The 17,022-nt window shown below is 61.1% G+C and carries 15 protein-coding genes; 12 read left to right on the top strand and 3 right to left on the bottom strand.

The window, feature by feature from the left end; genetic code table 11:
* Positions 1-75 precede the first annotated feature (75 nt).
* The 3 genes from greA (at position 76) to MPZ60_RS16960 (ending at position 2,032) form a co-directional block, all read left to right on the top strand.
* On the top strand, positions 76-552 hold the full coding sequence (gene greA / locus MPZ60_RS16970) for a transcription elongation factor GreA (protein ID WP_003067350.1): 477 nt from the start codon (positions 76-78) through the stop codon (positions 550-552).
* A 129-nt stretch (positions 553-681) separates the two neighbouring features.
* A complete protein-coding gene (locus MPZ60_RS16965; protein ID WP_034358734.1) occupies positions 682-1,101 on the top strand; it encodes a DUF4149 domain-containing protein in 420 nt (139 codons plus the stop codon).
* Between the two features lie 46 nt (positions 1,102-1,147).
* On the top strand, positions 1,148-2,032 hold the full coding sequence (locus MPZ60_RS16960; protein ID WP_034358770.1) for a Kdo hydroxylase family protein: 885 nt from the start codon (positions 1,148-1,150) through the stop codon (positions 2,030-2,032).
* Between the two features lie 84 nt (positions 2,033-2,116).
* Here the strand turns inward: MPZ60_RS16960 and MPZ60_RS16955 are convergent, their stop codons facing one another.
* Positions 2,117-2,875, bottom strand: coding sequence for a glycosyl transferase (locus MPZ60_RS16955; protein WP_012839116.1), 759 nt, complete (start codon positions 2,873-2,875; stop codon positions 2,117-2,119).
* A gap of 62 nt (positions 2,876-2,937) precedes the next feature.
* A complete protein-coding gene (locus MPZ60_RS16950; RefSeq protein WP_034358731.1) occupies positions 2,938-3,408 on the bottom strand; it encodes a YhbY family RNA-binding protein in 471 nt (156 codons plus the stop codon).
* 32 nt (positions 3,409-3,440) lie between these two features.
* Here MPZ60_RS16950 and MPZ60_RS16945 point away from each other — a divergent pair, with 32 nt between their 5' ends.
* The 5 genes from MPZ60_RS16945 (at position 3,441) to ppk1 (ending at position 11,092) form a co-directional block, all read left to right on the top strand.
* Positions 3,441-4,103, top strand: a complete 663-nt coding sequence (locus tag MPZ60_RS16945) for an RlmE family RNA methyltransferase (RefSeq protein WP_003053442.1) — start codon at positions 3,441-3,443, stop codon at positions 4,101-4,103.
* Positions 4,104-4,349: 246 nt separating this feature from the next.
* The gene (gene ftsH, locus MPZ60_RS16940) at positions 4,350-6,272 is read left to right on the top strand and encodes an ATP-dependent zinc metalloprotease FtsH (RefSeq protein ID WP_003067340.1); all 1,923 of its coding nucleotides are present in this window, start codon (positions 4,350-4,352) and stop codon (positions 6,270-6,272) included.
* 71 nt (positions 6,273-6,343) lie between these two features.
* Complete coding sequence (gene folP / locus MPZ60_RS16935) at positions 6,344-7,192, top strand: dihydropteroate synthase (protein ID WP_034358727.1); 849 nt, start codon at positions 6,344-6,346, stop codon at positions 7,190-7,192.
* A gap of 36 nt (positions 7,193-7,228) precedes the next feature.
* The gene (glmM, locus tag MPZ60_RS16930) at positions 7,229-8,563 is read left to right on the top strand and encodes a phosphoglucosamine mutase (protein ID WP_242882038.1); all 1,335 of its coding nucleotides are present in this window, start codon (positions 7,229-7,231) and stop codon (positions 8,561-8,563) included.
* 462 nt (positions 8,564-9,025) lie between these two features.
* The gene (gene ppk1 / locus MPZ60_RS16925) at positions 9,026-11,092 is read left to right on the top strand and encodes a polyphosphate kinase 1 (protein WP_034358768.1); all 2,067 of its coding nucleotides are present in this window, start codon (positions 9,026-9,028) and stop codon (positions 11,090-11,092) included.
* Positions 11,093-11,273: 181 nt separating this feature from the next.
* Here the strand turns inward: ppk1 and MPZ60_RS16920 are convergent, their stop codons facing one another.
* Positions 11,274-12,755: a Ppx/GppA phosphatase family protein gene (locus MPZ60_RS16920; protein ID WP_034358724.1), complete on the bottom strand. Its 1,482-nt coding sequence runs from the start codon at positions 12,753-12,755 to the stop codon at positions 11,274-11,276.
* Positions 12,756-13,195: 440 nt separating this feature from the next.
* Between MPZ60_RS16920 and pstS the strand changes: the two genes are divergently transcribed.
* The 4 genes from pstS to pstB all read left to right on the top strand — a co-directional run bounded on the left by pstS (position 13,196) and on the right by pstB (position 17,020).
* Positions 13,196-14,227 carry a phosphate ABC transporter substrate-binding protein PstS gene (gene pstS, locus MPZ60_RS16915; RefSeq protein WP_003067330.1) on the top strand — a complete coding sequence of 344 codons (1,032 nt, stop codon included), beginning with the start codon at positions 13,196-13,198 and terminating at the stop codon, positions 14,225-14,227.
* Positions 14,228-14,400: 173 nt separating this feature from the next.
* Positions 14,401-15,339, top strand: a complete 939-nt coding sequence (gene pstC / locus MPZ60_RS16910) for a phosphate ABC transporter permease PstC (protein ID WP_034358718.1) — start codon at positions 14,401-14,403, stop codon at positions 15,337-15,339.
* Complete coding sequence (pstA, locus tag MPZ60_RS16905) at positions 15,336-16,226, top strand: phosphate ABC transporter permease PstA (RefSeq protein ID WP_034358716.1); 891 nt, start codon at positions 15,336-15,338, stop codon at positions 16,224-16,226. Before pstC ends, pstA begins: the two co-directional genes overlap by 4 nt.
* A gap of 17 nt (positions 16,227-16,243) precedes the next feature.
* Complete coding sequence (gene pstB / locus MPZ60_RS16900; protein ID WP_003067324.1) at positions 16,244-17,020, top strand: phosphate ABC transporter ATP-binding protein PstB; 777 nt, start codon at positions 16,244-16,246, stop codon at positions 17,018-17,020.
* The last annotated feature ends 2 nt before the right edge of the window (positions 17,021-17,022 follow it).

Raw genomic sequence — 17,022 nt, 5'->3', positions numbered from 1 at the left:
TTTGACGTTGTCACTCAGGACTGTGCGAGAGGTGCCGCGCTTGGCGCGGCGTTTGCTGAATTTGGAGACTCGATCATGGCCACCATCCCAATCACCAAGCGCGGAGCAGAAAAGCTCAAGGTGGAACTGCAACGCCTGAAGACTGTGGATCGTCCCGCGGTCATTCAAGCCATTGCAGAGGCCCGTGCTCAGGGTGACCTGAGCGAAAACGCCGAATATGAATCCGCGAAGGAGCAGCAGGGCTTCATCGAAGGCCGCATCCTCGAGGTCGAGGGCAAGCTGTCCGCCGCGCAGGTCATCGACCCGACCGAGCTGGATGCCGGCGGTCGCGTGGTGTTCGGCGCGACCGTGGACCTGGAAGATGAAGACAGCGGCTCTCCCGTGACCTACCAGATCGTGGGCGAGGACGAGGCCGATCTCAAGCACGGCCTGATCAATGTGTCCAGCCCCATTGCCCGCGCCCTGATCGGCAAGGAAGAGGGCGATACCGCCGTGGTGCAGGCACCGGGCGGCGAGCGTCGCTACGAAATCGTAGGCGTAAAGTACGTGTAAGCACCCCCTGAGGCGCTGCGCGCCTTCCCCCTCTCTGCTTCGCGGAGGGGGACAACATCTTCGCTGCGGGGCTGCCCTTGCTTGATGTTTCTGGCCTGGGCGCTGCGCCGCGTTCAAGGATCCGTGACTATGTACGAGCGTTTGCCTGTTTTCCTGGCCTCTTTATGGTGGGGCAGTCTGTGCTCCATCGGCTTTGTGGCCGTACCCATGCTGTTTGCCCACCTGCCCACGCCGGCTCTGGCGGGCTTTATGGCGGCCAAGCTGTTCGCCGCGCAGACCTGGATTTCCATAGCATGTTGCGCTCTTCTGCTGGTGTTTTCAAAGCGAAAACATGCTGAAAAGATTGAACAATGGGCGCAAGCAGCTATCGGTTTTGTTATCGCCGGCATGTTGCTGGCGCTGCTGGTGCAGTACGGCGTGTCGCCCAGGATCGTGGCGCGCGAGAACCTCAGGCTCTGGCATAGCGTGGGCACCGGCATGTATGCGCTGCAGTGGCTGTGCGCCGCCATCGTGCTGTGGCGTGTGGCGGGCGCGCGCAAGCCGGCTTGATCCAGTGCAAGCCCGCGCCAGCTGCGGGGAGTACACTGCCGAAGCCATGGAATCTCAAATCGTAAAAATCGACGCGACCGACTGGAGCAAGGTCCTGGGGCGCGATGAATGGACTGCTGCCGTCGAGGCAGGCAAGGTGCTGTACTTTCCGCAGCTGAGCTTTCAGCTGACCGAGCAGGAAAAAGCGCTGCTGCGCCCCGATGTGCGCGATCCCAAGACGCGCAATATCAGCCTCAATGTGGATGGCTCGATCAAGGGCGTGGCGGGCGACGAGGCCACACAGACGCAGGTGGCTGGCATGGTCGGACGCTTTCGAGACCAGGCCACGGCGCTGATCGCAGGCCTGTTTCCCGCCTATATGCCGGTGGTGCGCATGGCACCCACCAGCTACCGGCCTTCGCAGGTGGAAACGCGGGCGCAGTCCTGGCGTGCGGACGACAAGCGCATGCATGTGGATGCCTTTCCTTCGCGGCCCAACTATGGCGAGCGCATTCTGCGCGTCTTCACCAATGTCAATCCGGATGGCCAGCCCCGGGTCTGGCGGGTGGGCGAGCCCTTCACCGATGTGGCGAAGCGTTTTGTGCCGCGTGCCAAGCCCTACAGCGCCTGGCAGGCCAAGGCTCTGGAGCTGCTGCATGTGACCAAGTCCTATCGCAGCGAATACGACCATTTGATGCTGCAGCTGCATGACGGCATGAAGGGCGATCCCGACTATCAGAAAAATGCTCCCCAGGAAACCGTGCCTTTCGCGGCAGGTTCCACCTGGGTGTGTTTCTCCGATCAGGCAGTGCATGCCGTCATGTCGGGGCAGTACATGCTGGAGCAGACCTTGTTCCTGCCGCCAGGCAGCGAATACAACCCGGCGGCCAGCCCGCTGTCCATTCTCTCGCGCATGAAGGGGCATCCGCTGGTCGATGCCAAATATCGCTGATCCATCGGTCAGGCGAGCACAAAAAAGGCGTTGAACCTCGCGGTCAACGCCTTTTGTTTTTGAGGCTGCAACTGCAGCCGTCCTTCAGCCCCAGGCCTTCTCGATCCACCTGGCGGGCTCGATATGGCGAAAGCGCTTGTTGCGGCGGCCTTCCAGGGCATCGGGGGGGTTCACCTCGCCGTGGAAGATCACGATGCGCGCATCGGCCGGCGGCACTGGCTCCTTCCAGTAGTTGCTGGGCCAGGTCGGAATGCAGTAGTACTTGAAGCTGGGGCACCAGGCTGCAGGCCAGTAGTCCAGCTTGCCCTGCTTGTGCAGAAAGTGCGACAGATACTCCTGCTCGTTGCGGTACTTGCCGCGCATCTCTTCGGTGTGCGCGCGGAAATGCTCCAGCACATCGGCATGGGCACCCAGCTCGAAGCGGTAGACCGATGAGTTGCCGACAATGCGTTCGCCAAAGCGCCAGAAACGCGGATAGTCGTGAATGATGCGGAAGTCGCCGGGCAGCGTGAAGAATTCGTCGAGGCTGCCCACAATCACCACGTCCAGGTCCAGGAACAGCGCCTGACCCTTGAGGCCATGCAGGTCGCGCTCGAAGGTGGTGAGCTTCTTCCAGGCGCCGTCACGCTGGCCGGGCGCCAGATGGATGTTCAGGTCGGGGATGGGAAAGCACTCCACTTCGGAGCGAATCCCCTCTGTGCTGTCGGTCAGGCAGACAAAGCGAAAATCTCCGCTGAGATGGCGGCGCACCATGGCATAGAGTCGGTTGACGTACTCCGGGCCGTATTTGGTGCCCCATTTCATGCAAAGAATGTGGCGTTGCTGCTGTGTGGTCTGAACCATGGGTTGGCGGTCTCGGCGAGGAAATAAGGCAATGGGGCGGGCAGACAGGGCGGATCGGCAGATCAGTCCTGACGACCTTTCTTGACCGACTTCTGCTTGGGCTTGGCGCGCTTGATGGTGCCGCCGGCGGTCAGGCGCTGGTTGCCGAGCACGCGCAGTTGCTTGACTTCGGGCTTCTGGCCGGCGCGGCCGAACTTGAGCACCTTGACGTCGCGAGGACCGGGCATGCGGTCTTCGTCAAAGGCCTTTTCCTTTTCGGGAATGGGGCGCCACAGCACCAGCAGCTTGCCGATGTGCTGGATGGGAGCCGCGTTCAGCTCGTCGCAAAGTTGTTGATAGACCTGCTCGCGGGCTGCACGGTCGTCGCCGAAAACGCGGACCTTGATCAGACCATGGGCATTGAGTGCGGCGTCCACTTCCTTTTGAACGGCAGTGGTCAGACCATCGCCACCGATGAGGACGACGGGGTCCAGATGGTGGGCTTCGGCGCGGTGTTCCCGGCGCTGCGCGGGAGTTAATTCAATTTGGGGCATACCCGTATTATCAAGGCTGCGAGAATTCAGGCATGAAAACGAAAACCAAAAGCAAGAAGGTCAATAAGAATTGGCTGCACGATCACATCAATGACCCGTATGTGAAAGCCGCCCAAAAGGACGGCTATCGTGCGCGCGCGGCCTACAAGCTCAAGGAAATTGACGAGTCGCTCAAGCTGATTCAGCCTGGCCACACCGTGGTGGACCTGGGTTGCGCGCCCGGCGCCTGGAGTCAGTATGTGCGCCGTCGTCTCTCGCCCAGCGGTGCGGCTGTTGGCGAACTCAACGGCCGCATCATCTCGCTGGATCTGCTGCCCATGGAGCCCATCGAGGGCGTGCATTACATCCAGGGCGACTTTCGTGAAGAGGCGGTGCTGGCGCAGCTTGAAGAGGCCATGGGTGGCGGCAAGGCCGACGTGGTGGTCTCGGATATGGCGCCCAATCTGTCGGGCCATGGCGCCACGGACGGGGCGCGGGTCGCGGTGCTCATCGAGATGGCCGTTGATTTTGCGATCAACAACATGAAGCCCGAGGGCGCGCTGGTGGTCAAGCTTTTCCACGGCAGCGGCTACAACGAGCTGGTGGATCTGTTCAAGCAGACCTTCAAGGTGGTCAAGCCCATCAAGCCCAAGGCTTCGCGTGACCGGTCTGCCGAGATTTTTCTCGTGGGAATGGGACTCAAGCAGGGCTCTTGACGGAGTTGCCGGCTTGCATAGGGGCATTTGACCTCATGGTTTGCTGCAGCAAACCAGTGAAACTGATAGCGCAAAGCCTTGATAAAACACAGGCTTAGGGTCGATTGTCTGCAGGGCCGTACCTTGCCTATGGCCGCTATAGGGGGAAATAGGCGTCTTTGGCGCTTGAAACACCTAAAATGAACCTCAACTAGGTCTGGAGTCCCCTCCGGGCCTTTACGTCTGAATATTCCATTGGAGCCCCGCTTGAACAATCAGTGGTTTTCAAAAGTCGCCGTCTGGCTGGTCATCGCCATGGTGCTGTTTACGGTGTTCAAACAGTTTGACACCCGAGGTGCTGGCGGTGCCTCTCATGTTGGCTACTCGGAATTCCTGGAGCAAGTGCGCAACAACCGTATCAAGAGCGCCACCATTCAGGAAGGTGCTGGCGGTACCGAGGTCGTAGCCACCACCACCGATGATCGCAAGATCCGCACCACAGCCACCTACCTGGATCGTGGCCTGGTGGGCGACCTGATCAACAACAACGTCAAGTTCGACGTCAAGCCACGTGAAGAAGGCTCGCTGCTCATGACGCTGCTCGTGAGCTGGGGCCCCATGCTGCTGCTGATCGGCGTCTGGGTGTACTTCATGCGCCAGATGCAGGGTGGCGGCAAGGGCGGCGCCTTCAGCTTCGGCAAGTCCAAGGCGCGCATGCTCGACGAGAACAGCAACACCGTCACCTTTGCCGACGTGGCTGGTGCCGATGAGGCCAAGGAAGAAGTCAAGGAAGTCGTGGACTTCCTCAAGGACCCCAACAAGTTCCAGAAGCTCGGCGGCCGCATTCCCCGCGGTCTGCTGCTGGTCGGCCCTCCCGGTACCGGCAAGACGCTGCTGGCCAAGTCCATCGCGGGCGAAGCCAAGGTGCCTTTCTTCTCGATCTCGGGTTCCGATTTCGTTGAAATGTTCGTCGGCGTGGGCGCGGCCCGCGTGCGCGACATGTTCGAGAACGCCAAGAAGAATGCGCCTTGCATCATCTTCATCGACGAAATCGACGCCGTCGGTCGCCAGCGCGGTGCCGGCATGGGCGGCGGCAACGACGAGCGCGAGCAGACACTGAATCAGATGCTGGTCGAGATGGACGGTTTCGAGACCAACCTCGGTGTGATCGTGGTGGCGGCAACCAACCGCCCCGACATTCTGGATGCGGCCTTGCTGCGCCCCGGTCGCTTCGACCGTCAGGTCTATGTGACGCTGCCCGATATCCGCGGTCGCGAGCAGATCCTGAACGTGCACATGCGCAAGATTCCCGTGGGCCAGGACGTGAACCCCGCCATCATCGCGCGCGGCACGCCCGGCATGTCGGGCGCCGATCTGGCCAACCTCTGCAACGAAGCTGCGCTGATGGCGGCACGCCGCAATGCGCGCACCGTGGAGATGCAGGACTTCGAGAAGGCCAAGGACAAGATCATCATGGGCCCCGAGCGCAAGACCATGGTCATGCCAGAGGAAGAGCGCCGCAACACGGCCTACCACGAAGCCGGCCATGCCTTGATCGGCAAGCTGCTGCCCAAGTGCGATCCCGTGCACAAGGTCACCATCATCCCGCGCGGCCGTGCGCTGGGCGTGACCATGAGCCTGCCCGAGAAGGACCGCTACTCCTATGACAAGGAGTACATGCTCAACCAGATCGCCATGCTGTTTGGTGGCCGTATCGCCGAAGAAGTGTTCATGAACCAGATGACGACTGGTGCCTCGAACGACTTCGAGCGTGCGACCCAGATCGCCCGTGACATGGTGACGCGCTACGGCATGAGCGATGCGCTGGGCACCATGGTCTACTCCGAGCAGGAAGGCGAGCCTTTCCTGGGCCGTACCTTTAGCCGAGGCTCCAATCTGTCCGAATCCACCATGCAGAAGGTGGACGACGAAGTGCGTCGCATCATCGACGAGCAATATGCTTTGGCGCGCAAGCTCATCGAAGACAACAGCGACAAGATGCACGCCATGGCCAAGGCCATGCTGGACTGGGAGACGATCGACGCCGAGCAGCTCAACGACATCATGGCAGGCAAGGAGCCTCGTCCTCCCAAGGACTGGACGCCTCGCAATCCCCCCTCATCGGATGGTGGCAATTCCTCGGGAGGCAATCCCGCATCGAATGCCGAGCCTTCGCCTACTACGGCTTGAGCGCCAAGCCTCATATACAAAAGGTCCCTCAGGGGCCTTTTGTTTTTGCACTCTCAGATATCGGAAGATTTATGTCGCAACAGTGGCAAACCTCGCGTTTTCTCTTGCAGCTCGACAAGCCTCAGGTCATGGGCATCGTGAATGTGACGCCGGATTCCTTTTCGGACGGAGGCAGGCATGCCGGTGTGTCCCAGGCCATGGCCCATGCCGAGCTGCTGCTCCAGCAGGGCGCGCATATTCTCGATATAGGTGGTGAGTCGACCCGGCCGGGCTCGCCTGGGGTCAGCCTCGAAGACGAGCTGGCTCGCGTTCTGCCCGTGCTGCGCGAAGCCGTCAAGCTCAACGTGCCTGTCTCCATCGATACCTACAAGCCCGAAGTCATGGCTGCGTCTCTGGATCTGGGGGCAGACATCATCAACGACATCTGGGCGCTGCGCCAGCCCGGTGCCTTCGAGGTGGTGAGCAGGCACGCCAGCTGTGGCGTGTGCCTGATGCATATGCACAAGACCCCGCAAGACATGCATCTGGAGCATATGCAGGGCGATGCCGTGGTTCAAGTTCGGGACTTTCTGCTGCAGGTGACTCAGCCTTTGCTCGATGCAGGTGTTGCTCGTTCCCGCATCGCCTGGGATTACGGTATTGGTTTCGGCAAGAGCGTGGTACAAAATTTTGCCTTGCTTGCACATCAGCGTGAGCTGCTGGGCCTAGACTTCCCCTTGCTGGCGGGCTGGTCGCGCAAGGGCTCCCTGGGGCAGGTGACCGGCCTGCCTGTGGATCAGCGCATGGTGCCCAGCGTCGCGGCGGCATTGCTGGCGATCGAACGTGGGGCCAAAATTGTGCGTGTCCACGATGTGAAGGATACGGTGGCTGCGCTGGCAGTCTGGCAGGCCATGCATGATGCGCAAGCGCTGCAGGCCTGATGACAGAGTATTGAATCTAAAAAGGACAACGAGAATATGGCACGACAGTATTTCGGCACCGACGGGATTCGCGGCACGGTGGGCAAGTCGCCCATCACGCCTGACTTCGCCTTGCGCCTGGCGCATGCCGTGGGGCGCGTGTTGCGTCGCACGCAAGAGCGCCCTCTGGTGCTGATCGGCAAGGACACCCGCATCTCTGGCTACATGCTGGAGAGCGCGCTCGAGTCGGGCTTCAACTCTGCCGGTGTCGATGTCATGTTGCTTGGCCCCTTGCCGACACCGGGCGTGGCCTATCTGACGCGTGCCCAGCGCGCCAGCCTGGGGGTGGTGATCAGTGCCAGCCACAACCCGTTTTACGACAACGGCATCAAGTTCTTCAGTGCCGAGGGCACCAAGCTGCCTGATTCCTGGGAGGAGGATGTGGAAGCCGCTCTCAAGGAAGACCCCGTCTGGGTGGATTCAGCCTCTTTGGGCAAGGCACGACGTCTGGCCGATGCAGCCGGCCGTTATATCGAGTTCTGCAAAAGCACTTTCGATCACAGCCTGTCGTTGCGCGGCCTGAAGATCGTCGTGGATGCGGCCCATGGCGCGGCCTATCAGATTGCTCCCAAGGTCTTTCACGAGCTGGGTGCCAATGTGGTGGAAATCGGCTGCTCCCCGGACGGCCTGAACATCAACGAGGGAGTCGGCGCGACCCATCCCGAAGCGCTGGTGAGGGCAGTGCGTGCCAACAATGCCGACTATGGCGTGGCGCTGGACGGCGATGCCGACCGTCTGCAGCTGGTCGATGCGCAAGGCCGTCTATACAACGGCGACGAACTGCTCTATCTCATGGCAGCCGATCGTCTGGCGCGCGGCGACGTAGTCAGCGGCGTGGCGGGAACCCTGATGACCAATATGGCGGTGGAGCAGGCACTCAAGGAGCAGGGCGTGGGTTTTGTGCGTGCCAAGGTGGGAGACCGTTATGTTCTGGAAGCGCTCAATGCCAAGGGCTGGCAGCTGGGCGGTGAAAGCTCGGGCCACCTGCTGGCGCTGGACAAGCACACGACCGGTGACGGCCTGGTCAGCGCACTGCAGGTGCTGCAGGCCTGCGTGCGCTCGAAGAAGACCATTGCCCAGTGGCTGGAGTCCGTGAAGCTGTTCCCCCAGGTCATGATCAATGTGCGCTTGCAGCCTGGCCAGGACTGGAAGAGCAACGCCAAGCTGCCTGGTGAGCAGGCAGCGGTCGAAAAGCTGCTGGGCAGCGACGGCCGGGTGCTGATCCGTCCCAGCGGTACCGAGCCCCTGGTGCGAGTCATGGTCGAGGCCAGGAGTGCGGACATGGCCAGCAACTGTGCCGAGCGTCTGGCCGAGGTGGTCAGGGTCAGCTGAAGCTGCGCAAACCCTGATGACTGTCATGAACAACGATGACAGTCATCTCTTGGTCATCTAATTGTCATAAACCATGGGCAGACTGCGGACATGCCCTCAGGGGCGCTTCAAGCTTTCGCAGGCTGCTGCCACATGTCCCAATCCGTATCTGCTTCCGACTCTTTTTTTCCCACTTCCATCACTTCATCTTCAGGGCAGGATCCGGTTGCAGTTTCCCCAGTGACCTCGCAGACCGATAGTCAGGCGCATGAGGCGGGACCTGCATCTCTGGGTCTGGCGCATATCTCGCTTGTGCCTCCCGTCACGACGGCGGTCGTCAACTCCACGAGCGAGCCGGCAGCAGTTGCGCAAGCCGGGGCGGCCGGGCACCATGGTGTGCCCGGTGCCGTTTCTGACGCTGCGACACCGGCCCCTGCCAAAGCGCCGCGCCGACGCCGAGCGGCGTCCAAGAACGAGGTAGCCATGCCGCCTGTGATCGAGCCGACTCTGGAGCTGCTGGACCGCGATCAAAGCATTCTGGTCTTCAATGAGCGCGTGCTGAACTGGGCCGAGCGTGAGGATGTGCCGCTGCTCGAGCGCTTGCGCTATCTGTGCATCGTGTCTTCCAATCTCGATGAGTGGTTCGAGGTGCGCTGCGCCCCTCATGTCTCGGCCGCCAAGGTGGGCGATGAACAGGGCCCGTACTCGCGCGCCAGCTTCGAGCGACTGATGACCACGGCCCACGGCCTGGTGGCCAAGCAGTACCAGCTCTATAACCAGTCCATCATTCCCGCGTTCGACAAGCATGCGATTCGCCTGGTTTCTCACGGCGAGCGCAGCGTGGCTCAGCGCAAATGGGTGCGCGAGTACTTCATGCGCGAGGTGCAGCCCCTGCTGATGCCGGTGGGGCTGGATCCGTCGCATCCCTTCCCGCAGGTCGCCAACAAGGCGCTGAATTTCATCGTGCGCCTCAATGGCGTGGATGCCTTCGGGAGAGCCAATGAAGTGGCCATCGTGAAGGTGCCGCGCGCCTTGCCGCGCCTGATCCGTCTGCCCGAGAAGATCTCGGGCAAGCAAAAGCTGTTTGTCAGCATCTCCAGCGTGGTGCGTGCCCATCTGGCCGAGCTGTTCCCGGGGCGCGAAGTGTCGGAGTTCTCGCAGTTCCGTGTCACCCGCCACTCCGATCTGGCCGTGGATGAAGACGATGTGGTGGATCTGCGCATGGCCCTGCGCCAGGGCCTGCACCACCGTCACTACGGCCAGGCCGTGCGTCTGGAGGTGTCCTCGTCCTGCTCTGTGGTGCTCTCTGACCTGTTGCTGGAGCAATACGGCCTGCCGGCCGAGGCGCTGTTCCGCGTCAAGGGGCCGGTGAATCTGGTGCGCCAGATGCAGCTGATCGATCTGGTCGACGACCCGGCCCTGCTGTTTCCCAAGTGGAAGCCGGCCTGGCCCACGCAGCTCGTGCCCGGTCGCTCCATCCTGGCGCAGATGCGCAAGAGCGACATCATCATCCATCAGCCCTTCGAGAGCTTTGATGGCGTGCTGGAGTTGCTGCGCGAGGCCGTGAACGATCCGCAGGTGCTGGCCATCAAGCAGACCATCTACCGCACGGGCACCGACTCCGAGATCATGAGCCTGCTGGCCGAGGCCGTGAGCCGCGGCAAGGAGGTGCTGGCCGTGCTGGAGCTCAAGGCGCGCTTTGATGAAGAGGCCAATATCAACTGGGCGGAAAAGCTGGAATCGCTGGGCGTGCAGGTGGTGTACGGCGTGGTCGGCCTCAAGACCCACGCCAAGATGCTGCTCATCACGCGCCGTGAAAAGCGCAACAACCAGCTCAAGCGCTATGCCCATCTGTCCACGGGCAACTACAACGCCCGCAGCGCACGCCTTTACACCGACATCAGCCAGCTGACCTGCGATGACGAGATCACGGCCGATATGGATGCGGTATTCCGCCACCTGTCCAGCCATAACACCATGCCCAAGCTGCAAAAGCTGGTCATGGCGCCGTTCCATCTGCAAAACCGCATGCTGGAACTGATCGACCTGGTGGCTGCCGCAGCGGCGCGGGGCGAGAAGGCACGCATGGTGCTCAAGATGAATGCGCTGACCGACGAGCCCCTGATTCGCGCCCTGGTCGAGGCGGGCCGCAGGGGCGCGCAGATCGATCTCATCGTGCGCGGCTCCTGCATGCTGCCGGCGCAGCGCCCGGGCGTGACGGACAATATCCGCGTGCGCTCCATCATCGGCCGTTTTCTGGAGCATTCGCGGGTCTTCTACTTTGCCTGGGGCCAGGAAGAAGAGCTGCTGCTGTCCAGTGCCGACTGGATGAATCGCAACATGCTCAGCCGTGTGGAACTGGCCTGGCCGGTGCTGGACAAAAAGCTGCGCCAGCGCGTGATCGACGAGTGCCTGGTGGCCTATCTGGGCGACGACCGCGATGCCTGGACGTTGAATGCCTCGGGCATTTACCAAAAGCCCGCGCGTCCGCTGGAGGGCAAGGGCGCCCAGCAGGCCCTGATGGTGCGCTACGGCGGCAAGAGCGTTTGAATACTCTGAAAAGAGGAGCTTCTTGCGCCTGATATGCAATGTTTTCAGATATTTTTAGTATTGAAATCATTGTTTGACAGGTGCTTGAAGCTATCTTTTTTGAAGGTTTCTGCAGAGCAAAAAAGGGACTGCCTCGCAGTCCCTTTGCCTTTTGCAGGCCGTGGCGGCCTGGCAGTTGATATCAGCGCAGCTGCAGCTTGAGGCTCCAGGGCGTCTTGCTCCAGGCCATGGCTTCCTCTTCGAGCAGGCGGGCGGATTGTGGGTAGGTCAGCATCCAGCCCGAAGGTGTGGAGAGCTTGCATTCCGAACCCGAACGCTTGATCTGCATGCCCTGCATGTCAGGGTCGCGGCGGGTATGGCTCAACTGCACGGCAATGCGCAGTGCCATCAGCGGCAGGGCCAGCTGCGGCTCCTCGATCGCGTCCTCCAGCTTGCGCAGCTTGCCCTGGTGACCCAGCACCAGCTGACAGATGCGCTGGCGCAGCTCAGGCTCCCAGGTGGCCAGGCCGCAATGCTCGACGATATAGGCGCCGTGGCGGTGATAGTTGCTCAGGGCCACGCGCATGCCGACCTCATGCAGCTGCGCGGCAATGGCCAGGGCCTGAGTGCTCAGCGGCGCGGTTTCTGCGGGCAGGATTTGCTGGCACAGCTGGGTGGCAATGCGCTGAACGCGCTGGGCATGGGGTACGTCCACGCCGAAGTCCAGTTGCAGCGCGCCGACTTCCGCCGCTTCCTTGTCGGCAGGGGGCTCATGGTCGAGCAGGTCGTGCAGGGCTCCCTGGCGCAGTGCACCCTGTGCAACTTCCAGCTCGGTAATGCCCAGCAGGTCGACCACGGCCATCATCACGCTGATGCCGCCTGCGACCACCGGGCGGCGATCTTCCTTGAGGCCCGGCATGCGCAGGCGCTCCACATGACCGATGTCCAGCAGCAGCTCATAGAGGTAGCGCAGCTTGGCGGGCGTGATCACCTGTCCGTCCAGGCCCTGGGCCGTGAGAGCGTCGGCCACGGCGTTGGCTGTGCCGGAGGAGGCATAGGCGCAGTCCCAGGCTGTGCCCGGGTAGGCGAACTGGGCCTGGGCCAGGCATTGCTTGGCGGCGGCAACGGCGGCCTGGAAGTTGGCCTTGCTCAGTGCGCCGTCGCTGAAGAAACGGCTGCTCCAGGAGACGCTGCCCAGTGCGAACGATGCCACTTGCAGAGGCTGGCTGTGCTGGCCGATGATGATTTCGGTGGAGCGACCGCCAATGTCGATGACCAGGCGTTTTTGCTGGCTGGGCGGCAGCGAGCTGGCCACGCCGCGATAGATGAGCCGGGCTTCTTCCTCGCCGGCAATGACTTCGATGGGAAAGCCCAGCAACTGGCTGCCACGCGTCACGAATTCGTCGGCATTCAATGCCTCGCGCAGGGTCTGGGTGGCTACAGCGCGGACATGCGAGGCATCAAAGCCCCTGAGGCGCTCGCCAAAGCGAGCCAGGCACTCCCAGCCGCGCTCCATGGCTTCGCGCGAGAGTTCCTGGCGTGAGTTCAGGCCATTGCCCTGGCGCACGGTTTCCTTGAGGTATTCCACACGCTCGATGCGTTGATGCGAGCCGATACGGCCTATTTCAAGGCGAAAGCTATTGGAGCCAAGGTCTACGGCGGCAAGCAGCGATTCAGGAGCCATTTCTGAGCCAATCAATGCGTTGTTGTTATGCGGGTTGGGGCACGGGCAGAGCATGAGCGTGATGGAACAGGCGACACATGCACCGGGCAGTGGAATATGCAATACGGGCCGTCATCAAGCTTGCGGGGCGCGGGGTTCAACCTCTGCCAAGTCAGGTATTTGCAGGTATTTGCCGAGTTGGGCCGCCAGAGTGCGCTCACGCTGTGTGACAGACTATGTCATACATTGCCGACGATCAGTCTCCAGCCTTGCGACAAGCTGTTACCCGGGCCGGGTCTGCGGGTCAAGGCTCAGCAGTTTGCGAATGAAATATGACACTCGCATGACCGCTTTGGAGCTCTTTCACTCGGTTGCGCCTTGAAATTTTCATGTCACGACCTTGTCATAAAAGGTTTTTAAAGTTCACTCCATCGAATCTTTCAACCCTAAGAGGTCGTTTCATGAAGTTGTCCTTGATTCACGTTCTGGTGGCTGGTGCTCTGTCTGCAGCGGGTATTGCCAACGCCAGCCAGGAAGCCACAGGTGCCGGTGCGAGCTTCCCGGCTCCTCTGTATTCCAAGTGGGCTGCCGACTATCACAAGGCCACTGGCGTCAAGATTAACTATCAGTCCGTGGGTTCCAGTGCCGGTGTCAAGCAGATCGAAGCCAAGACCGTGGACTTTGGTGCTTCCGATGAACCCCTGAAGGATGACGAACTGGCCAAGAAGGGTCTGGTTCAGTTCCCCACCGTGATCGGCGGCATTGTTCCCGTGGTCAACATCAAGGGCGTGGCTCCCGGCCAGCTGAAGCTGTCGGGCCAGGTGCTGGGCGATATCTACCTGGGCAAGATCTCCAAGTGGAACGACCCCGCCATCACGGCTCTGAACCCCGGTGTGGCACTGCCTGATGCCGCTATCGCTCCCGTGCGCCGCGCTGACGGCTCCGGCACCACCTTCGGCTTCACCAACTACCTCTCCAAGGTCAATGCCGAGTGGAAGGAAAAAGTGGGCGAGGGCAAGGCCGTGAACTGGCCCACCGGTGCCGGCGGCAAGGGTAACGAAGGCGTTGCCGCCTTTGTGGGTCGCCTGCCCAACTCCATCGGTTATGTCGAGTACGCCTATGTGAAGCAGAACAAGCTGACCTACACACAGCTGCAGAACAAGGAAGGCGCTTTTGTCTCTCCTGACGACGAGACCTTCAAGGCGGCTGCTGCTGGCGCTGACTGGGCCAAGAGCTTCTACCAGATCCTGACCAACCAGCCCGGCAAGAACGCCTGGCCCATCACCTCGGCAACCTTCATCCTGATGCACAAGACTCAGGAAAAGCCTGCTCAGGCCGCCACCTCGCTGAAGTTCTTCGACTGGGCTTACAAGCAGGGTGACAAGACTGCCGCCGATCTGGACTATGTGCCCATGCCCGACGCAGTCAAGAACGTGATCTACAAGTCCTGGAACGACATCAAGGACGCTTCGGGCAAGGTTGTTTCCAAGTAATTTCGTGTCATCAGTGAGCAGCGGGCTGCCGTGCCGGACGGTATGTTCGCTGCTTGTTTCAACCCTTTGCGAATAAAGGCGCTCACGTGTCCACTACGTCGCCCTCCAGTTCGCTGGCTGCAGCCCCCACCGATGCCGCCAAGCGACGCTCTCCCTCTCCGCCACGTGCTCCGATGATCTCGGGACGTATGGCGGATCGTTTGTTTGGTGGCCTGGCACGCAGCGCAGCAATTTTGACGCTGGTGCTGCTGCTGGCCATCATGGTTTCGCTGATCTTCGGTGCCTGGCCCGCCATCTCCGAATATGGTCTGAGCTTTCTGACCAGCAGTGTCTGGGACCCCGTGCAGGATCAATACGGCGGTCTGGTCATGATTTACGGCACGCTGGCCACTTCGGCCATCGCGCTCATCATTGCAGTGCCCGTGAGCTTCGGCATTGCCCTGTTTCTGACGGAACTCTCGCCTGCCTGGCTCAAGCGCCCTCTGGGCACTGCCATCGAGTTGCTGGCCGCAGTTCCCTCCATTGTTTACGGCATGTGGGGCCTGATGGTGTTCGGCCCCGTGCTGGCCACCTATGTGCAGCAGCCTCTGCAGAACCTGCTGACCGGTGTGCCCTATCTGGGCGCTTTTGTCTCCGGCCCTCCCGTGGGTATCGGTATTTTGTCGGCCGGCATCATTCTGGCCATCATGATCATCCCCTTTATCGCCTCCGTGATGCGCGATGTGTTCGAAGTCACGCCGGCGCTGCTCAAGGAGTCGGCCTACGGTCTGGGCTCCACGACCTGGGAAGTGGTCTGGAAAGTGGTGCTGCCCTATACCAAGACCGGCGTGCTGGGCGGCGTCATGCTGGGCCTGGGCCGCGCACTGGGCGAGACCATGGCCGTGACCTTTGTGATCGGCAACATGAACCAGCTCAATTCCCTGTCCGTGTTCGAGGCCGCGAACAGCATCACCTCGGCGCTGGCCAATGAGTTTGCCGAAGCGGGCGAGGGCCTGCATCAGGCGTCGCTGATCTATCTGGGTCTGGTGCTGTTCTTCATCACCTTCGTGGTGCTGGCCTGCTCCAAGCTGCTGCTCAACCGTCTGCAGAAGAACGAAGGAGCCCGCTCATGAGCCCGACCTCCACCTCCACCAAAATGCTCGACGCAGCCGATCTGGCTGCGGTGCGTCAGGCCAAGTACAACAAGCGCAAGCGCCTCAATCAGGTCGCGCTGACCCTGTCCATGGCAGCCATGCTGTTTGGCGTGTTCTGGCTGGTCTGGATTCTCTGGGAAACCATTCGCCAGGGCCTGGGTGGTCTGAACTTCGCCCTGTTCTCGCAGATGACGCCTCCCCCCAACGAGGAGGGCGGTATTGCCAATGCCATCTGGGGTTCGCTGATGATGGTGGCGCTGGCCACTTTCGTGGGCACGCCGATCGGCGTGATGGCCGGGGTCTATCTGGCCGAGTACGACAAAAAAGGCTGGCTGGCTTCCACCACCCGCTTCGTCAACGACATTCTGCTGTCGGCCCCCTCCATCGTCATCGGTCTGTTTGTCTATACCGTGGTGGTGGTGCGCTTCAAGAGCTTCTCCGGCATGGCCGGCGTGATCGCGCTGGCGCTGATCGTGATTCCCGTGGTCATCCGCACCACGGAAAACATGCTGGTGCTGGTTCCATCCAGCCTGCGTGAAGCGGCTTATGCGCTGGGTACGCCCAAGTGGAAGGTCATCATCATGGTGACCTTGCGCGCAGCCCGCGCCGGCGTGATCACCGGTGTGCTGCTGGCAGTGGCCCGTATTGCTGGCGAGACCGCTCCGCTGCTGTTCACGGCGCTGAACAACCAGTTCTGGAATGCCGACATGAGCAAGCCCATGGCCAGCCTGCCGGTCACCATCTTCAAATTTGCCATGAGCCCGTATGAGAACTGGCAGCAACTGGCCTGGGCCGGTGTCTTCCTCATCACTGTGGCTGTGCTGGGTCTGAATATCCTGGCGCGTTTCATCACCCGCCAGAAATAATTCGAAAGTTCAAGATCATGACTGCAATCACTGCTCCCGCCAACATCAAGCTGGCCGTGCGCGACCTGAACTTCTACTACGGCAAGTTTCACGCGCTGAAGAACATCAACCTCGATATTCCCGAGAAGAAGGTCACGGCCTTCATCGGCCCCTCGGGCTGCGGCAAGTCCACGCTGCTGCGCACCTTCAACCGCATGTTCGAGCTCTATCCCGAGCAGCGCGCCGAAGGTCAGATCATGCTGGACGGCGACAATCTGCTGACCAGCAAGCAGGATGTGGCACTGATTCGTGCCAAGGTCGGCATGGTGTTCCAGAAGCCCACGCCGTTTCCCATGTCCATCTATGACAACATCGCTTTCGGCGTGAAGCTGTTCGAGAATCTCAACGCCTCGGACATGGACGACCGCGTGGAGTGGGCGCTGCGCAAGGCAGCACTGTGGAATGAAGTCAAGGACAAGCTGCAGCAAAGCGGCTCGGGTCTGTCGGGCGGTCAGCAGCAGCGTCTGTGCATCGCGCGCGGCATTGCCATCAAGCCCGAAGTGCTGCTGCTGGACGAGCCCTGCTCGGCGCTGGACCCCATCTCCACGGCCAAGATCGAAGAGCTGATTGCGGAGCTGAAGAACGACTACACCGTGGTCATCGTGACACACAACATGCAGCAGGCCGCCCGTTGCAGCGACTACACGGCCTATATGTATCTGGGGGATCTGGTGGAGTTTGGCGACACCGAAAAAATGTTCTTCAAGCCCCAGCGCAAGGAAACGGAAGACTACATCACAGGCCGCTTCGGCTAAGG

The organism is Comamonas sp. 7D-2, from assembly GCF_022749555.1.
Lineage (GTDB): Bacteria > Pseudomonadota > Gammaproteobacteria > Burkholderiales > Burkholderiaceae_C > Comamonas > Comamonas thiooxydans.
Note: the sequence above shows the minus strand (reverse complement) of the source record. Positions and strands in the feature narration are given on the sequence as shown.

Excerpts from the sequence above, each read along its gene's own strand:
- greA (WP_003067350.1), top strand. The coding sequence starts at position 76 with ATGGCCACCATCCCAATCACCAAGCGCGGAGCAGAAAAGCTCAAGGTG.
- MPZ60_RS16965 (WP_034358734.1), top strand. The coding sequence starts at position 682 with ATGTACGAGCGTTTGCCTGTTTTCCTGGCCTCTTTATGGTGGGGCAGT.
- MPZ60_RS16960 (WP_034358770.1), top strand. The coding sequence starts at position 1,148 with ATGGAATCTCAAATCGTAAAAATCGACGCGACCGACTGGAGCAAGGTC.
- MPZ60_RS16955 (WP_012839116.1), bottom strand. The coding sequence starts at position 2,875 with ATGGTTCAGACCACACAGCAGCAACGCCACATTCTTTGCATGAAATGG.
- MPZ60_RS16950 (WP_034358731.1), bottom strand. The coding sequence starts at position 3,408 with ATGCCCCAAATTGAATTAACTCCCGCGCAGCGCCGGGAACACCGCGCC.
- MPZ60_RS16945 (WP_003053442.1), top strand. The coding sequence starts at position 3,441 with ATGAAAACGAAAACCAAAAGCAAGAAGGTCAATAAGAATTGGCTGCAC.
- folP (WP_034358727.1), top strand. The coding sequence starts at position 6,344 with ATGTCGCAACAGTGGCAAACCTCGCGTTTTCTCTTGCAGCTCGACAAG.
- glmM (WP_242882038.1), top strand. The coding sequence starts at position 7,229 with ATGGCACGACAGTATTTCGGCACCGACGGGATTCGCGGCACGGTGGGC.
- ppk1 (WP_034358768.1), top strand. The coding sequence starts at position 9,026 with ATGCCGCCTGTGATCGAGCCGACTCTGGAGCTGCTGGACCGCGATCAA.
- MPZ60_RS16920 (WP_034358724.1), bottom strand. The coding sequence starts at position 12,755 with ATGGCTCCTGAATCGCTGCTTGCCGCCGTAGACCTTGGCTCCAATAGC.
- pstS (WP_003067330.1), top strand. The coding sequence starts at position 13,196 with ATGAAGTTGTCCTTGATTCACGTTCTGGTGGCTGGTGCTCTGTCTGCA.
- pstC (WP_034358718.1), top strand. The coding sequence starts at position 14,401 with ATGATCTCGGGACGTATGGCGGATCGTTTGTTTGGTGGCCTGGCACGC.
- pstA (WP_034358716.1), top strand. The coding sequence starts at position 15,336 with ATGAGCCCGACCTCCACCTCCACCAAAATGCTCGACGCAGCCGATCTG.
- pstB (WP_003067324.1), top strand. The coding sequence starts at position 16,244 with ATGACTGCAATCACTGCTCCCGCCAACATCAAGCTGGCCGTGCGCGAC.